Source organism: Sphingomonas sp. CFBP 13706 (genome assembly GCF_014842355.1).
Lineage (GTDB): Bacteria > Pseudomonadota > Alphaproteobacteria > Sphingomonadales > Sphingomonadaceae > Sphingomonas > Sphingomonas aerolata.
In genome coordinates this window covers 84,681-100,426 of record NZ_JACYVM010000007.1, presented here as the reverse complement: position 1 = coordinate 100,426, position 15,746 = coordinate 84,681, and the positions used below count along the sequence as shown (strand labels likewise).

12 protein-coding genes are annotated in these 15,746 nt (G+C 68.2%); 10 read left to right on the top strand and 2 right to left on the bottom strand.

Going from position 1 to position 15,746, the window contains the following annotated elements; genetic code table 11:
* Positions 1 to 27 precede the first annotated feature (27 nt).
* Positions 28 to 1,335: a thiamine pyrophosphate-dependent enzyme gene (locus IFS44_RS14085; RefSeq protein ID WP_192098891.1), complete on the bottom strand. Its 1,308-nt coding sequence runs from the start codon at positions 1,333 to 1,335 to the stop codon at positions 28 to 30.
* Positions 1,336 to 1,487: 152 nt separating this feature from the next.
* On the opposite strand from IFS44_RS14085, the gene IFS44_RS14080 reads away from it, so the two are divergent.
* Positions 1,488 to 1,877 (top strand): MmcQ/YjbR family DNA-binding protein, encoded by a 390-nt coding sequence (locus IFS44_RS14080; protein ID WP_244650320.1) that lies wholly within the window; start codon positions 1,488 to 1,490, stop codon positions 1,875 to 1,877.
* Between the two features lie 12 nt (positions 1,878 to 1,889).
* Here the strand turns inward: IFS44_RS14080 and IFS44_RS14075 are convergent, their stop codons facing one another.
* Entirely contained in the window at positions 1,890 to 2,906 is a 1,017-nt protein-coding gene (locus IFS44_RS14075) for a fumarylacetoacetate hydrolase family protein (protein WP_107045643.1), read from the bottom strand.
* Between the two features lie 157 nt (positions 2,907 to 3,063).
* On the opposite strand from IFS44_RS14075, the gene gloB reads away from it, so the two are divergent.
* The 9 genes from gloB (at position 3,064) to IFS44_RS14030 (ending at position 15,606) form a co-directional block, all read left to right on the top strand.
* Complete coding sequence (gene gloB / locus IFS44_RS14070) at positions 3,064 to 3,792, top strand: hydroxyacylglutathione hydrolase (protein ID WP_192098889.1); 729 nt, start codon at positions 3,064 to 3,066, stop codon at positions 3,790 to 3,792.
* Between the two features lie 40 nt (positions 3,793 to 3,832).
* A complete protein-coding gene (locus IFS44_RS14065) occupies positions 3,833 to 4,249 on the top strand; it encodes a hypothetical protein (RefSeq protein WP_192098888.1) in 417 nt (138 codons plus the stop codon).
* Complete coding sequence (locus IFS44_RS14060) at positions 4,246 to 4,614, top strand: hypothetical protein (RefSeq protein WP_244650319.1); 369 nt, start codon at positions 4,246 to 4,248, stop codon at positions 4,612 to 4,614. The genes IFS44_RS14065 and IFS44_RS14060 overlap by 4 nt, the downstream gene beginning before the upstream one ends.
* 135 nt (positions 4,615 to 4,749) lie before the next feature.
* Entirely contained in the window at positions 4,750 to 6,927 is a 2,178-nt protein-coding gene (locus IFS44_RS14055) for a TonB-dependent receptor (protein ID WP_192098887.1), read from the top strand.
* A gap of 365 nt (positions 6,928 to 7,292) precedes the next feature.
* Positions 7,293 to 7,916, top strand: a complete 624-nt coding sequence (locus tag IFS44_RS14050; protein ID WP_192098886.1) for a glutathione S-transferase — start codon at positions 7,293 to 7,295, stop codon at positions 7,914 to 7,916.
* 142 nt (positions 7,917 to 8,058) lie between these two features.
* Positions 8,059 to 10,398: a TonB-dependent receptor domain-containing protein gene (locus IFS44_RS14045; RefSeq protein WP_192098958.1), complete on the top strand. Its 2,340-nt coding sequence runs from the start codon at positions 8,059 to 8,061 to the stop codon at positions 10,396 to 10,398.
* A 146-nt stretch (positions 10,399 to 10,544) separates the two neighbouring features.
* A complete protein-coding gene (locus IFS44_RS14040; protein ID WP_056679450.1) occupies positions 10,545 to 11,663 on the top strand; it encodes a DUF47 family protein in 1,119 nt (372 codons plus the stop codon).
* 195 nt (positions 11,664 to 11,858) lie between these two features.
* Positions 11,859 to 12,857: an inorganic phosphate transporter gene (locus tag IFS44_RS14035; protein WP_031394897.1), complete on the top strand. Its 999-nt coding sequence runs from the start codon at positions 11,859 to 11,861 to the stop codon at positions 12,855 to 12,857.
* A gap of 76 nt (positions 12,858 to 12,933) precedes the next feature.
* Complete coding sequence (locus tag IFS44_RS14030; RefSeq protein ID WP_107931877.1) at positions 12,934 to 15,606, top strand: EAL domain-containing protein; 2,673 nt, start codon at positions 12,934 to 12,936, stop codon at positions 15,604 to 15,606.
* Positions 15,607 to 15,746: the final 140 nt, after the last annotated feature.

Sequence of the window (15,746 nt, the reverse complement as noted above, 5' to 3'; positions counted from 1 at the left end):
CGGACCCGGGTGCCTCGATCATGTCGCTCATGCCTTGCGATCCCATGGACGGCCGCTTGCCGCCTCTTCATCGAGCATCTGCTGACGCTGCTCCTTCAGATGCCAGGGCAGTTCCTCGAACACGCCGTCGAACAGCGATTCGAGCGGCTGGTGCAGCCCGTGGCCGAGGATACCGTTCTTCTCGGCCTCCTTCTGCGCGGCCTTCACCTGCTCGGCGAGCTCCTTGTCCTGCGCGGCGTGGCGCTCATCGTCCCATTCGCCGATCGCGATCAGATGGTCCTTGAGGCGCTTGATCGGATCGCCGAGCGGCCACGCATTGGGCTCGCCCTCGCTGCGATACTGGCCCGGATCGTCCGAGGTCGAATGCCCCTCCGCACGATAGGTGAAATGCTCGATCAGCGTCGGCCCCTGATTGGTCCGCGCCCGCTCGGCGGCCCATAAAGTCGCGGCGTACACCGCCAGCGCGTCGTTACCGTCGACCCGAAGCCCGGCAATGCCATAGCCGACCGCGCGCGCCGCAAAGGTCGTCGCCTCCGCGCCGGCGAACCCGGAGAAGCTCGAAATCGCCCACTGGTTGTTGACCACGTTGAAGATCACCGGTGCGCGGTAGACCGCCGCAAAGGTGCACGCCGAATGGAAGTCGCCCTCCGCGGTCGATCCCTCGCCGCACCAGGTCGCCGCGATCCGCGTGTCGCCCTTCGCCGCCGACGCCATCGCCCAGCCCACGGCTTGCGGATACTGGGTCGTGAGGTTGCCCGAGATCGAGAAGAACCCGGCTTCTTTCACCGAATACATGATCGGCAGCTGCTTGCCGCCCAGCCTGTCCGCGGTGTTCGAATAGATCTGGTTCATCATGTCGACGAGGCTCCAGCCCCGTGCGATCAGCAGCCCCTGCTGGCGATAGGAGGGGAAGCACATGTCCTCGTAATCGAGCGCATAGGCCGCCGCGACCGCGACCGCCTCCTCGCCCAGCGCCTTCATGTAGAAGCTCGTCTTGCCCTGCCGCTGCGCGCGGAACATGCGTTCGTCGAACGCACGGAGCAGCGCCATGCTGCGCAGCATACGGCGCAGCATATCGGGCGAAAGCTTGGGATCCCATGGCCCGACTGCGTTGCCCTCGTCGTCGAGAACGCGGACCAGCGTATAGGCGAGATCAGTGAAATCGCTCGCCTTGTCCGCGGTATCGGGGCGCCGCGCCTGCCCCGCGGGCGGCACGTCGACTTCGGCGAAATCGACCGGATCGCCGGGTCGAAACTTCGGTTCGGGCACATGCAGCGTCAATCCGGGTAGATTGCGCAGCGGCTGCGAATCGGCGCGAGGGTGCTCGCTGGCCATCGTCACTCCATCTCCATCGCCCGGCGGCGTACGCGCCGGATCGCTCTTCGCGGCCTTGTTATAAAATTTCAACGGCATTGGCGAGAGGGAGTTTTGCCCGGTTGCCGCATTCGCACCGGCCACGTGCAACGCCGTGCGATCAATGCGATAGCATGAGCCTGCGGGCGCGGGCAGACAGGGGGAGACAGGGCGACATGCTGCAGGACTGGAACGCCGTCGTAGCGATCGGATGCACGCTGCCGGGTGTCGAGCCGGGCACCAGCTACGGCCGGCCCGCACTCAGGTTCCGCGGCAAGACGCTCGCCTCCACCACCGCGCCCGATCCCGGCAGCTTCGTGCTCCATATCGGTCTCGACGAGAAGCAGATCCTGCTCGACACCGACCCCGCGACCTTCTGGCAGACCGATCATTATGACGGCTGGCCGGCGGTGCTGGTCCGCTACGGCACCGGCGCGGGCGAGCGGATCGCGGATCTGCTCGCCCGCGCCTGGTGGGACCGCGCTACCGCGGCTCAGCGCAAGGCCTATGGCGAGCGCCCCTAGCGGGCTCGCGCGCTACTCCACCGTCTGCTCGATCACCCCGAAGATCGGCCGATGCCGGTCGTCCTCCGCCCAGATCCGCACCGTGTCGCCCTTTTTCAGGAACGGGGTCACCGCCGCGCCGCCCGCGATCGTCTCGATCGTCCGCACTTCGGCCAGGCACGAATAGCCGACCCCGCCCTCTGCGATCGGCTTGCCCGGCCCGCCATCCTCGCCGCGGTTCGACACCGTGCCCGACCCAACGATCGTCCCCGCGCCCAGCTTGCGCGTCTTGGCGGCGTGCGCGATCAGCGTGCCGAAATCGAACGTCATGTCCTCGCCCGCCTCGGCGCGGCCAAAGGGCTGGCCGTTCAGGTCGACCATCAGCTTGCGGTGCAGCTTGCCGTCCTGCCACCAGTCGCCGAGCGATTCGGGCGTCACGAACACCGGCGAAAACGCACTGGCGGGCTTCGACTGGAAGAAGCCGAATCCCTTGCCCAGCTCGCCCGGGATCAGGTTGCGCAGCGACACGTCGTTGGTCAGCCCGACCAGCCGCACCGCCGCCAGTGCCTCGTCGCGGCTCGCGCCCATCGCCACGTCGCCGGTGACGACGACGACCTCGCCCTCCATGTCGCAGCCCCAGCTCTCGTCGGAAAGCGGGATCGGGTCGCGCGGCCCGAGAAACCCGTCCGATCCGCCCTGATACATCAGCGGATCGTGCCAGAAGCTGTCGGGCATCTCGGCGGCGCGCGCCTGCCGGACGAGCGCGACATGGTTCACATAAGCCGAGCCATCCGCCCACTGATAGGCGCGCGGCAGCGGCGATGCCGCGTCATGCTCGTGGAACCGCCGCATCGGGATCATCTCATGCTCGAGATCGGTCGACAGATTCTCGAGCATCGGCGCAAGCCGGTCCCAGTCGTCGAGCGCGGCCTGCAGCGTCGGCGCGATATGCGTCGCATCGGCATACCAGGCGAGGTCGTTCGACACGACGACGAGCCGGCCGTCACGGCCCCGGGCTGGATCTGCGTCCTTCAGGCTGGCCAGTTTCATTGCGGATCCTCTCAATGTTTTCACCACCCTACGCCCGCCCGCCGCCGGAAGTCGAGACCGACGGTCCCACGCGCATCCCGACCGCCCGCTGATGCGTTATCCTTGCATCCCCCCGACCCCGGCGCCACACCTGGCCACCGCCTTCGAAAGCTCCGCCATGCCCCTCGACATCGTCCGCGTGCCCGTCCTCAGCGACAACTACGCCTGGCTGATCCACGATCCCGACAGCGGCAAAACGGTCGCGCTCGACCCGGGCGAGGCGGATCCGGTGATCGCCGCGGCGACCGCGCGCGGCTGGCGGATCGATCAGGTCTGGACGACGCACTGGCATCCCGATCACACCGGCGGCAACGCCGCGATCCGCGCTCAGGGCGCGACCGTCACCGGCCCCGCCGCCGAGGCCGCAAAGATCCCGACGCTCGACCACAGCGTGACCGAGGGCGATATCGTCACGCTCGGCACGCACGCCGCGCAGGTGATGACCGTGCCCGGACATACCCAGGGCCATATCGCCTTCCACTTCGCCGACGACGCGGTGATCTTCACCGGCGACACGCTGTTCGCGATGGGCTGCGGCCGGCTGTTCGAGGGCACGCCCGCCGACATGTTCGCCAACATGCAGCGCTACGCCGCGCTGCCCGACGAGACGCAGGTCTATTGCGGCCATGAATATACCCAGTCGAACGGCCGCTACGCGCTGGTCGCCGAGCCCGACAATGCCGCGATCCGCGACCGGATGGCCGAGGTCGACGCGGCCCGCGCGCGCGGCGAGGCGACCGTGCCGACGACGATCGGGCTCGAACGCGCGACCAATCCGTTTCTCCGTGCGACCTCGGCCGCCGAGCTCGGCGAGCGGCGCGCGGCAAAGGATGCGTTCAAGGGCTGAATAGGCTATGCTGTACGCTTGGGGGCGCGAAGGAAACCGCATGCGCATCATGACACGCTTATCGCTGCTCTGCCTGACGATTGCCGCCACCGCCTGTACGGCGACCCCGCGCGAACAGGCGCAGATTGCGCAGCGCGAAACCGAAACGCAGCAGAAACTTGCGACCGCGCTCAAGGGGCTGACCCCCGGCGAGCCGACCCTGTGCCTCAACGCCCTCGGCCAGAAACAGGTGACCAGCTACGGCTCGACCTTCCTCTACCGCGTCAACAACGGCACGATCTACCGGACCGAGACCAATGGCGGGTGCGGCGATCTCGACCGCAACATCCTGATCACGCGGACGCCCTCGGGGCAGCTCTGCCGCGGCGACATCGCCAACACGATCGACCGCGCCAGCCGCTTCCCTAGCGGCAGCTGCAGCTTCGGCGAATTCGTCCCCTATCGGAAGGCCCGATGAGGATGCCGCGCTCCGGCAGGATCGCTGCCCTCGCCGCGCTCGCGCTGACGCTCGTCGCCGGCCGCGACGATCCGCTCGCGGGGCGCATCGCCGGCGCGCCGGTTCGCTGCATCGGCATCGGTCTGGTCCAGGGGCCGACGATCCTCGACGCGACCACCATCCTCTATCGCCAGTCGGGCAAGCGCGTCTGGCGCACCGGCCCGGTCGGCCCCTGTCCGCAATTGCGCCCGCAGTCGACGATCATCGTCGACATCTATGGCGGCCAGCTCTGCCGCAACGACCGGTTCCGGCTGATCGAACCCGGCCTGTCGATCCCCTCCCCCTCCTGCCGCTTCACCGACTTCACCCCCTACGACAAACCCTGACGCCCGGCCGCCCCGGATGATATGTTGCATCATGGCAACAACCAGCCACTCAATTTTCCGCAGCTGCGAACATCTTCTTTGATATGATACATCATTCGCGCTAGGCGGCAGCTCCGGGGTTCAAGGAGCGTTTCTATGCGTAAGACTTTCATCGGGATCAGCGCGCTGGCGGTCTTCGCCGCGACCGCCGCCACCGCCCAGACCGACACGCCGGCGACCGGCGCACCGGCCGATGCGCCCGCCGCAACCCCAGCCCCGACCCGCACCCCCACCCCGCGCGCGGCGGCCGAGATCCTCGTCACCGCCCCCGTCCGCCAGAGCGAGACCGACGTCCTCCAGGGCACGTCGATCCTCTCGGGTGCCGAACTCACCCGCAACCTGCGCCCGACCATCGGCGAGACGCTCGCGCGCCAGCCCGGCGTGTCCGCCACCTCGTTCGGCCCCAGCGCCTCGCGCCCGATCCTGCGCGGCTTTCAGGGCGAGCGCATCCGCGTGCTGACCGACGGGATCGGCTCGATCGACGTTTCGAACACCTCGGTCGACCACGCGGTCATCATCGACCCGCTGCTCGCCGAGCGGATCGAGGTGCTGCGCGGCCCCTCCGCGCTGCTGTTCGGCTCGTCCGCGGTCGGCGGCGTCGTCAACGTCATCGACACGCGCATCCCGCGCAGCGTTCCCGAAAACGGCTACCGCGTGAACGGCATCGCCACCTACGGCTCGGCCGCGAACGAGCGCTCGGGCGGCGCCGCCGGTGACGTCGCGGTCGGCCAGCACCTCGTCCTCCACGCCGACGGCTCCTATCTGAAGTCGGGCAACCTGCGCACCGGCGGCAACATCCTGTCGTCGCAGGCGCGCGCCGCCGCGCTCAGCCAGGTCGGCCTCCCGCAGGACACCGACGAGCCGATCGACTTCGCCGGCTCCGCCGCGCTCCGCGGCAAGCTGCCCAACACCCAGTCCGAGACCTGGACCGCGGGTGTCGGCGCGTCGATCATCACCGATGGCGGCAATCTCGGCGTGTCGTACAGCCATTATGACAGCCTCTACGGCGTGCCGATCCGCTATGCGACCGCGGTCGGCCAGGAGCAGGAGGCGCCCCGCCTCGACGTCGTCCAGAACCGCGTCGACCTGCGCGGCGAGATCAACACCGGCGGCGGCTTCCTCGACAAGATCCGCGTCCGCGCCGGCCACGCCACCTATCGCCATTTCGAGCTCGAACCCGATGGCGGCGTCGGCACCGCCTTCTTCAACAACGGCACCGAAGGCCGGATCGAGCTCGTCCAGGCCAATCGCGGCGGCTGGCAGGGCGCATCGGGCGTGCAATATTTTAACCGCCTGTTCGACGTGAACGGCGACGAAGCCTTCCTGCCGCGCAACGAGACCAACCAGACCGGCCTCTTCACGCTCCAGCAATACAGCGCCGGCGCCTTCCGGGCCGAGGGCGGGCTGCGCTACGAGACGACATCACTCTCCGCCAAGACGCCGCTCGACGATCTCCGCTTCTTCCGCGGCAGCCGCAGCTTCGACGCGGTCTCGGGCTCGCTCGGCGCCTCCTACGGCGTGACCGACGCGGTCCGCTTGGGCGTCAACCTCTCGCACACCGAGCGCGCGCCGTCCGCCGAGGAGCTGTTCGCGAACGGCGGCCATGCCGGCACCCAGGCCTATGAATTCGGCAGCCCCGATTTCAAGCTCGAGAAGAGCTGGGGCATCGAGGGCACGCTCCACGCGCATGGCGACGGCTTCAGCTTCGACGCGTCGGCCTATTACAACGACTTCTCCAACTATATCTCGGAGAATCAGGTCGCGCAGAGCGTCTGCCAGACCGCCGCCGATCCGTCGGGGCGCGAGGTCGACCTGCCCTGCTTCCAGTATCAGCAGGCCGACGCGCGCTATTACGGGTTCGAGGCCAATGCCTCGGTCCGCGTCGCGCAGATCGGCGGCTATGTCCTCAACGCCGACCTGCTCGGCGATTATGTCCGCGCGACGATCGTCGACAACGGCCCCGTCCCCCGCATCCCGCCGATGCGCGTGCTCGGCGGGATCGAGGCACAGGGCGACCGCGTCAACGGCCGGCTCGAGGTCGAGCACGTCTTCGACCAGGACCGCATCGCCGCGTTCGAGACGACCACCAACGGCTATACGATGGTCAACGCGACCTTGGGCTTCAACCCGTTCGGCAAGGACAGCAAGACCTCGATCCTGCTCAGCGCGAACAACCTGTTCGACGTCGAAGCCCGCCGCCACGCCAGCTTCCTCAAGGACTTCGCCCCCCTAGCCGGCCGCGACATCCGCGCGACGCTCCGCTTCGGGCTGTAGCGGGAGGGGCCACTCCCCACGCCCAGAAAAGGAGCACCACCCCGGCGAAGGCCGGGGCCCAGTTGGAGGGACCAGAGTAACCCCGCACCGCCCGCCCCCACGAAAGCCTACCCAACTGGACCCCGGCCCCCGCCGGGGTGGTAGGCAGAGGCGAGCCCCCCCCAAACACCACCCCGGCGAAGGCCGGGGCCCAGTTGGGAGGACCGGAGTAATCAGCCCCAGCCCGCCGTCACGACCGCCTTCCCACCTGGGCCCCGGCCTCCGCCGGGGTGGGGCGAGCGCAAGGTGCCCGCAGAAACCCTCGCGAGCGACGGCGCGCGAACCAGCCCGGAGACGCGCCGTCCCCCGCCCCCTATACCCAACCCATGCTCCCCATCCTCTACAGCTTCCGCCGCTGCCCCTACGCGATCCGCGCCCGCAGCGCGGTCGTCGCCAGTGGCATCGTGGTCGAGCTCCGCGAAATCGTCCTGCGCGACAAGCCCGCCGCGATGCTCGCCGCCTCCCCCAAGGGCACCGTCCCCGTCCTCGTCCTCCCCGACGGCCGCGTCATCGACCAGAGCCTCGCCATCATGCACTGGGCGCTCGCCACAGCCGACCCGCTCGACTGGCTGACCGGAAAGGACGCCGACCTGATCGCGACCAACGACGGCGCGTTCAAGCATCATCTCGACCGCTACAAATATGCCGATCGCCACGGCACGGACCCGCTCGAGCACCGCGCCGCCGCCACCGCGATCCTCGCCGATCTCGACACGCGGCTGCACGCCACCGGCCACCTCGCCGGCCCCCGCGTCACCCTAACCGACATGGCGATCCTCCCCTTCGTCCGCCAGTTCGCGCAGACCGACCGCGGCTGGTTCGACACGCTCCCCCTCCCCGCACTCCACGACTGGCTGGGGCGCTATCTCGCCTCGCCGCTCTTCGCCGCGGTCATGACCAGAGTCACGCCGTGGCAGCCGGATGCGCCGACTGTCATTTTTCCAACATGATCCGCGGCTAGCGCGTCGCCGGGGGGCATTGCGACAGCATGAGCCGCGCGACGGCGATCACGGTCCACGGGGGTGGCCGCGATCGGCGCGCGCGGCTCGTCGGGTGTCCCTTCGGTAAAACCAAGAAGATCATCCAGGGAATATCACCGTGACACGCACCCGTCTGACCACGTCGCTCCTGCGCGGCATCGCACCCGCGACATTGCTGCTCGCCGCCCTGCCCGCCGCAGCCCAAGACACGACCACCGCCCCGGCTGCCACCCCCGCTGAAGACGGCCTGGGCGAGATCGTCGTCACCGCCGAACGCCGCTCGGAGAATCTCCAGCGCGTTCCGCTGTCGGTCGGCGTCGCCTCGGGCGATGCGTTGCGCGCGTTCCAGGCGGGTGGCGACGACACGCTGCTGTCGCTGTCGGGCCGCGTCCCCGGCCTCTATGTCGAGACCACCACCGGCCGCATCTTCCCGCGCTTCTACATCCGCGGTCTCGGCAACATCGATTTCTACCTCGGCGCGTCGCAGCCGGTCACGATCATCCAGGACGACGTGATCCTCGAGCATGTCGTGCTGAAGTCGAACCCGGTCTATGACGTCCGCCAGGTCGAGGTGCTGCGCGGCCCGCAGGGCTCGCTGTTCGGCCGCAACACGACCGCGGGCATCATCAAGTTCGACACGATCAAGCCGACCAACGACTTCGACAGCCGCGCCTCGGCCTCGGTCGGCACCTATGGCAGCGTCAGCGTCGACGCGGGCGTCGGTGGCCCGCTGATCAAGGACCTGCTGTCGATCCGCGTCTCGACGCTGCTCCAGCACCGCGAAAACTATGTCGACAACGTCTATGCCGGCGTCACGCAGGACAGCACCGCGACCCCGCGCAAGAACGCGATGGGCGGGTTCGACGACCGCAACGTCCGCGTCCAGCTCGCGCTGACCCCGGGCAACGCCTTCTCGCTCGACCTGTCGGGCCATGCCCGCTGGTATGACGGCACCTCGACGCTGTTCCACCGCGCCGCGCTGAAGAAGGGCTCGAACGACGTCCAGGCCGAGCCGCGCAACATCGTCGCGCTCGACGAAGGCAATGACAATCCGCAGAGCTACACCACCTATGGCGGCTCGGTCCGCGCGACCTACGATTTCGGTCCTGCCGCGCTCACCTCGATCACCGCGTACGAGACGACCTCGGGCTTCAGCCGCGGCGACACCGATGGCGGCGCGGGCGCGAACTTCCCCGTCCGCGGCACGGCGAACGGCTTCGGCCAGTCGCAGGGCCAGATCCGCGATCTCGACCAGTGGTCGCAGGAGCTGCGTCTGTCGGGCACGCAGGGCGGCCGCTTCAACTGGCAGGTCGGCGGCCTGTATTTCGACACGCGCGACATCACCGATTTCTACCAGCGGACCTTCTTCCTGACGACCGCACAGCGCAACCCGAACAACTGGGTCCGCCTCCACGACGTCAACACCTCCTGGGCCGGCTTCGGCCAGATCAGCTACGAGCTGATGGACCGGCTGACGCTCACCGCCGGCGGCCGCATCACCGAGGACAAGAAGCGCACGCAGTTGCTCAAGCCCGTCCAGAATGTCGCCGGTATCAGCCAGTATCCGGCCAACTTCCGCACCGACGTCACGCTGAAGGCGACCAAGCCGAGCTGGGACGCGAGCCTCCTCTACCAGGCGAGCCCCGACATCAGCCTCTACTCGCGGATCGCGCAGGGCTTCCGCGGACCGACGATCCAGGGCCGCTCGGCGGTGTTCAACTCGGACTTCTCGACCGCCAATTCGGAGACGATCCTGTCGTGGGAGACGGGCATCAAGACCCGCCTGCTCGACAACACGCTCAGCCTCAACGCGACCGTGTTCGGCTACCGCGTCAACGACATCCAGCTGAACGGCAACGATCTCAACGGCAACGGCATCCTGTTCAACGGCAACAAGGCCGAGGCCTACGGCATGGAGGCCGAGGCGAACTGGAAGCCCGTTCCCAACCTCACGCTCGGCGCCGGGCTCAGCCTGCTCCACAGCGCGATTCGCGACAAGACGACCGAGGTGCAGATCTGCGCGCTCAACAACGCGGTCGTCTGCACGCCGTCCGCGGCGGTCCGTCCCGTCCCCGGCGCGTTCGGCACGACCTTCCTCGTCAAGATCGACGGCGAGCCCTTGCCCAATGCGCCGGAGTATAATGTCGACCTGACCGCACGCTACGACCAGCCGCTCGGCAATGGTGGTCGCGCGTTCATCGCGGGCGACTTCAACATCCAGGGCTACACGCAGTTCGTGCTCTACAAGACCAAGGAGTTCACCGCGAACGGCAACTTCGAAGGCGGTCTGAAGATCGGCTATGCCGCGCCCGACGATGCCTATGAACTCGCGGTGTTCGCGCGCAACATCACCGGCGAGAAGAACCTGAAGGGCGTGATCGAGAACTACATGGCCGCGGTGTTCAACGAACCGCGGATCATCGGCGTCTCGCTCAGCGGCAAGTTCCGCTGACAAGGCCGGCGTGGCGGTTCGTCCGCCACGCCACCCCCTTGCGGATCGTGGCGGTTCACCCCGCCACGCCACCCTTGCGGAGCATCTGGCGCTCGCGCGCGGTGCGTGTCAGACATCGGGTTTGACCTTGCCCGAGGACCCGACCGATCCGTCAGATCGCTGCCCTGCCCTACCGGATCACCGCCGACGGATCCGCCGAGATCCTGCTCATCACCTCGCGCGAGACGCGCCGCTGGGTGATTCCCAAGGGCAATCCGATTGCCGGCCTCGCCTCGCACGAGGCCGCCGCGCAGGAAGCGTTCGAGGAAGCCGGGATTCGCGGCATCCCCTGCCCCAGCGCGGTCGGCGATTTCTGCTACGACAAGCGGCGCCGCAGCGGGCGTCTCCGGCCGATGATCGTCAGCGTCTATCCGATGCAGGTCGTCGAACAGGTCGCGGACTGGCCCGAGCGGGATCAGCGCGAGACACGGTGGTTTCCGCCTGATAAGGCCGCCGCCGCGGTCGACGAGCCCGAACTCAAGGCTCTGATCCGAGGATTCCGAAAGCCACCGATCCCGGTGGCGTTCGAACAACGCGTGCTGCCGGTGCTGCGGTCACGAATGAGGAGGCGTTTTCCGATGCTGGGCTGGTTCCAGGCACTCATGCCCAAGCAGGGGCGGTTCTTCGAACTGTTCGACGCGCATGCCGCGACGCTCGTCGCGGGCGCCGACGCGCTCGCCCGGCTGCTCCACGGCGAGGGCTCGATCGAAAGCCAGATCGCCGAGATCGTGCGCCGCGAACACGAGGCCGACGACATCACGCGCGAGGTCCTGCAGGACGTCCGCCGCGTGTTCGTGACGCCGTTCGACCGCAGCGCGATCACCGACCTGATCGGCGTGATGGACGATGCGATCGACCAGATGAACGGCACTGCCAACGCGATCGCGCTGTACGAGGTGACCGAATTCGCGCCCGAGATGCGCGACATGGCGGGCATCATCGTCGAGGCCGCGCGAATCACCGCCGAGGCGATCCCGCTGCTCCGCTCGCTCGGCAGCAACGCCGGCCGTCTCCACGACCTGACCGCCCGGCTGATCCAGATCGAGGGTCACGCCGACGACATCCACGACACCGGCCTGCGCGCGCTCTTCGCCGCGTCGAAGAGCCATGCCGACCCGATGGCCTTCATCATCGGCCGCGAAATCTATTCCAGCCTCGAAAAGATCGTCGACCGCTTCGAAGACGTCGCCAACGAGATCCAGGGACTCGTCATCGACCATGCGTGACGTGTCGTTTCGGCCCGAAGCCTCCCCCAGTTCACCCCCCCGGCGAAGGCCGGGGCCCAGTTGGGGAACGGCCATGGCCGAGGGCAGCGCACCGTTACTGCGACCTCTCCAACTGGACCCCGGCCTCCGCCGGGGCGGTAAACTGGTGGGACCCGCCGCGATGACGCCAATGCAGGCTTGGGGGAGCATCCCCGCATGATCCTCTCGCTCCCGGTCCTCATCGGCCTGATCGGCATCGCGCTGCTGTTCGATTTCCTCAACGGCCTGCACGACGCTGCGAACTCGATCGCGACGGTCGTCTCGACGCGCGTGTTGAAACCCCAATATGCCGTGCTCTGGGCGGCGTTCTTCAACTTCATCGCCTTTGCCGTCTTCGGCCTCCACGTCGCGCAGACCGTCGGCACCGGCATCGTCCATGCGCAGGTGATCGACGCGCAGGTGATCTTCGCCGCGCTCATCGGCGCGATCGCGTGGAACGTCATCACCTGGGTGCTCGGCATCCCCTCGAGCAGCAGCCATGCGCTGATCGGCGGGCTGCTCGGCGCGGGCGTCGCCAAGATCGGCTTCGGCGCGATCGTCTGGAGCGGCGTGATCAAGACCGTGAGCGCGATCTTCGTCTCGCCCGCGGTCGGGCTGCTGCTCGCGCTGCTGCTCGTCCTGCTCGTCGCCTGGACCAGCCTCAAGCTCACCCCGCTCGGCGTCGACAAGCGCTTCCGCAAGCTCCAGCTGATCTCCGCCGCGCTCTATTCGCTCGGCCACGGCGGCAACGACGCGCAGAAGACGATGGGGATCATCGCGGTGCTGCTCTATTCGCAGGGGCTGCTCGGCGGCGAGTTCCATGTGCCCTTCTGGGTCGTGCTGTCCTGCCAGGCGGCGATGGCGCTCGGCACGCTGTCGGGCGGCTGGCGGATCGTCCACACCATGGGGTCGAAGATCACCCGGCTGACGCCCGCACAGGGCTTCTGCGCGGAGACCGGCGGCGCGATCACTTTGTTCGCGGCGACCTTCTGGGGCGTGCCGGTCTCGTCGACGCACACGATCACCGGCGCGATCGTCGGCGTCGGCGCCGCGCGACGCCTGTCCGCGGTGCGCTGGAACGTCGCCAGCAACATCATCATCGCCTGGACCGTGACGCTGCCCGCCGCCGCCGCGATCGGGGCGGCAACCTATTGGCTGACCGGGCTATTTATCTGATAAATGCAGGCACTTACGGTCTGTTAAGCATGATCGGAGGGCAATTGCGCAACCGCTGATGCGGTACGCTTGCGCAATGTTCTCGCGCTCTCCCGCCATTCCCCTCCGCGATCATCCCGACGCCACGAGCCTCATCCTGTTCGGGCTCGTCGAAAGCGACGAGGATGCGTGGAGCGCCGCGCAGCATGTCCGCCTCGCCAAGGTCGGCGCGGTCTGGCCGGTCGCGCTGATCGCGCATCTGGTCGCCGCGGCGATCGTCTTCGGCGTCTCGCTGGCGGCACGGCCGGCGCTGATCGCGGCGGTGGCGGTGCATGCGGGGGTGATCGCCCTGCTGTCCGGCGCGGCCTTCGCGACGGTGCGCAGCAGGACGCTGCGCGAATGGCCGATCCATCGCCGCAATGCGGTGCTCGCGACCTGCGCCGCCGGGCTCTCTGCTGCGCTCCTGTCCTTGCTCTGGGTCACCGTCGAGCTGCCGGGCGGGCCGATCGAGCTCGCCGGGCTGGTCGCGATCGTCGGCGCGATCAGCGTCACCGCGATCACGCTCTATGCCGTGCGCGCCGCGACCCTGGGGTTCGGCATCGGCCTGGCGCTGATGCTGACCTTGCTGTCGGGCGTGGGGATCGCGCCGGTCGTCGCGATCGCCGCCTTTGCCGGCTTTGCCGCGGTCGCCTACCGGATGGCGCGGATCGACTATGCGCTCGCGCTCGATCACGCGGACCAGTCGAGCGAGGGCCGGCTCGCGATGAAGCTGATGGCCGAGTTCGAGAATTACGGCCCCGGCTGGTTCTGGGAAGCCGACCGGCGCGGCCGCATCACCTATATCTCGCCCAAGATGGCGCACGCGCTCCCGCCGCCGTCGGATCCGGAAGAGGGGTGCGACCCGTCGTCCGGGCTGGTCGGCTGCATCCTCACCGACCTGTTCCGCATGGACAGCGAGGCACCCGGCACCGAACGCACGCTCGCCTTCCACCTGTCGTCGCGCACCTCCTTCTCGGACTATTCGGTCTGCGCCGCCGCCGACCCCGCGCCCGAGCGCTGGTGGTCGATGTCGGGCCGACCGGTGATCGACGAGATCGGCCGCTTCCAGGGCTTTATCGGCACCGGCTTCGACCTCACCGAAAAGCGCAAGGCCGATGCCGAGATCAACCGCCTCGCGCTGTTCGACGGGCTGACCGGGCTCGCCAACCGCCAGCGTATGCGGCTGTCGCTCGACAAGACGCTCGCGCAGCAGGCCGGGCCCTACCGGCCGACCGCGCTGTTCCTGATGGATCTCGACCGGTTCAAGGCGGTCAACGACACGCTCGGCCACCAGGCGGGCGACTTGCTGCTCAAGCAGGTCGCGCAGCGGCTCACGCGCGTCGTCGGTGACGCAGGGCTGGTCGGCCGGCTCGGCGGCGACGAGTTCCAGGTCGTCCTGCCCGGTGTCGACAACCGCGACACGCTCAGCACTTTGTCGCGCGAGCTCATCCTCGCGCTGTCGCAACCCTATTTCATCAGCGGCGCGTCGGTCTCGATCGGCTGTTCGATCGGCATCGCGATCACGCCGCAGCATGGCAAGGATTCGGAGACGCTGATCCGCAACGCCGATCTCGCGCTCTATGCGGCCAAGGCCGATGGCCGCGGCGTCCACCGCTTCTATTCGGACGACATGCTGGCGGGGGCGAAGTCGCGCAAGCAGCTCGAGGACGATCTGCGCATCGCGGTCACCGAAGGCGCGTTCCACCTCTGCTACCAGCCCGTCGTCAGCACGAAATCGACGCGGATCGTCGGCTATGAGGCGCTGATCCGCTGGAACCACCCGACCCGCGGCCCCGTATCGCCCGCGGACTTCATTCCGATCGCGGAGGAATGCGGACTGATCGAGGCGATCGGCACCTGGGTCCTGCGCACCGCGTGCAACGCCGCCGCGCGCTGGCCCGCCGACGTCCGCGTCGCGGTCAACGTCTCGCCGATCCAGTTCGCCAATCCCGCACTGCCAGCCCTCGTCACCAGCGCGCTCGCCCAGTCCGGGCTGCCCGCCAACCGGCTCGAGCTCGAGATCACCGAGGGCGTCTTCCTCGACGAAAGCGCGTCCTCGGACCAGATGTTCAAGGCGCTGAAAGGAATCGGCGTCCGGCTCGCGCTCGACGATTTCGGCACCGGCTATTCGTCGCTGGGCTATTTGCGCACCGCGCCGTTCGACAAGATCAAGATCGACCAGTCGTTCGTGAAGGGCGCGGCCGAACCCGGCAACCGCAACGCCGCGATCATCAAGGCGATCGTCATGCTCGCCGACACGCTCGGCATGGAGACGACCGCGGAGGGCGTCGAACTGCAGGACGAGATCGCGCTCGTCCGCGATCTCGGTTGCAGCCATATCCAGGGCTATGTCTATGGCCGCCCGGTCCTCAACGAGGTGGTGATGGAACAGCTTTCCACCGCCGCGGGGGTGGCGACCGCCGCCGGGTTCAAGACCAGCCGTGCGCCGCGCGTGCGGATGCTGCGCTCGGCGCGGCTGCTGGTCGAGGATACGCTCGTCGATGTCCGCGTCCGCGACATCTCGACCAGCGGCGCGATGGTCGAGGGGCTGATGGTCCGCGGCGATCCGACCGGCGCCGGCGTCTCGATCGAGCTCGTCGACGGCCAGATGATCGGCGCGCAGATTCGCTGGCTGCGCGACGGCCGCGCCGGGCTCGCCTTCGACCATCCGGTCGATATCGAACGGCTCGGCCCCCCGCCGCTGGTCCGCGGGATGCGCCGCGCGGGCTGACCGCGGGACCGCGCGGCTCGCTTGAAAATATTTCAAAAGGCGCGAAATCCGCTTGCGTATCGCGAACGCGGCGCAGATCCACGCGTCGCGCCGCCGCCGCCGCGTCCGGACACCCCAATCCACCCTAGGCAGGGCCGCAA

Bases quoted from the DNA above. Each gene is read 5' to 3' on its own strand.
- IFS44_RS14085 (WP_192098891.1), bottom strand. From the start codon at position 1,335: ATGGCCAGCGAGCACCCTCGCGCCGATTCGCAGCCGCTGCGCAATCTA.
- IFS44_RS14080 (WP_244650320.1), top strand. From the start codon at position 1,488: ATGAGCCTGCGGGCGCGGGCAGACAGGGGGAGACAGGGCGACATGCTG.
- IFS44_RS14075 (WP_107045643.1), bottom strand. From the start codon at position 2,906: ATGAAACTGGCCAGCCTGAAGGACGCAGATCCAGCCCGGGGCCGTGAC.
- gloB (WP_192098889.1), top strand. From the start codon at position 3,064: ATGCCCCTCGACATCGTCCGCGTGCCCGTCCTCAGCGACAACTACGCC.
- IFS44_RS14065 (WP_192098888.1), top strand. From the start codon at position 3,833: ATGCGCATCATGACACGCTTATCGCTGCTCTGCCTGACGATTGCCGCC.
- IFS44_RS14060 (WP_244650319.1), top strand. From the start codon at position 4,246: ATGAGGATGCCGCGCTCCGGCAGGATCGCTGCCCTCGCCGCGCTCGCG.
- IFS44_RS14055 (WP_192098887.1), top strand. From the start codon at position 4,750: ATGCGTAAGACTTTCATCGGGATCAGCGCGCTGGCGGTCTTCGCCGCG.
- IFS44_RS14050 (WP_192098886.1), top strand. From the start codon at position 7,293: ATGCTCCCCATCCTCTACAGCTTCCGCCGCTGCCCCTACGCGATCCGC.
- IFS44_RS14035 (WP_031394897.1), top strand. From the start codon at position 11,859: ATGATCCTCTCGCTCCCGGTCCTCATCGGCCTGATCGGCATCGCGCTG.
- IFS44_RS14030 (WP_107931877.1), top strand. From the start codon at position 12,934: ATGTTCTCGCGCTCTCCCGCCATTCCCCTCCGCGATCATCCCGACGCC.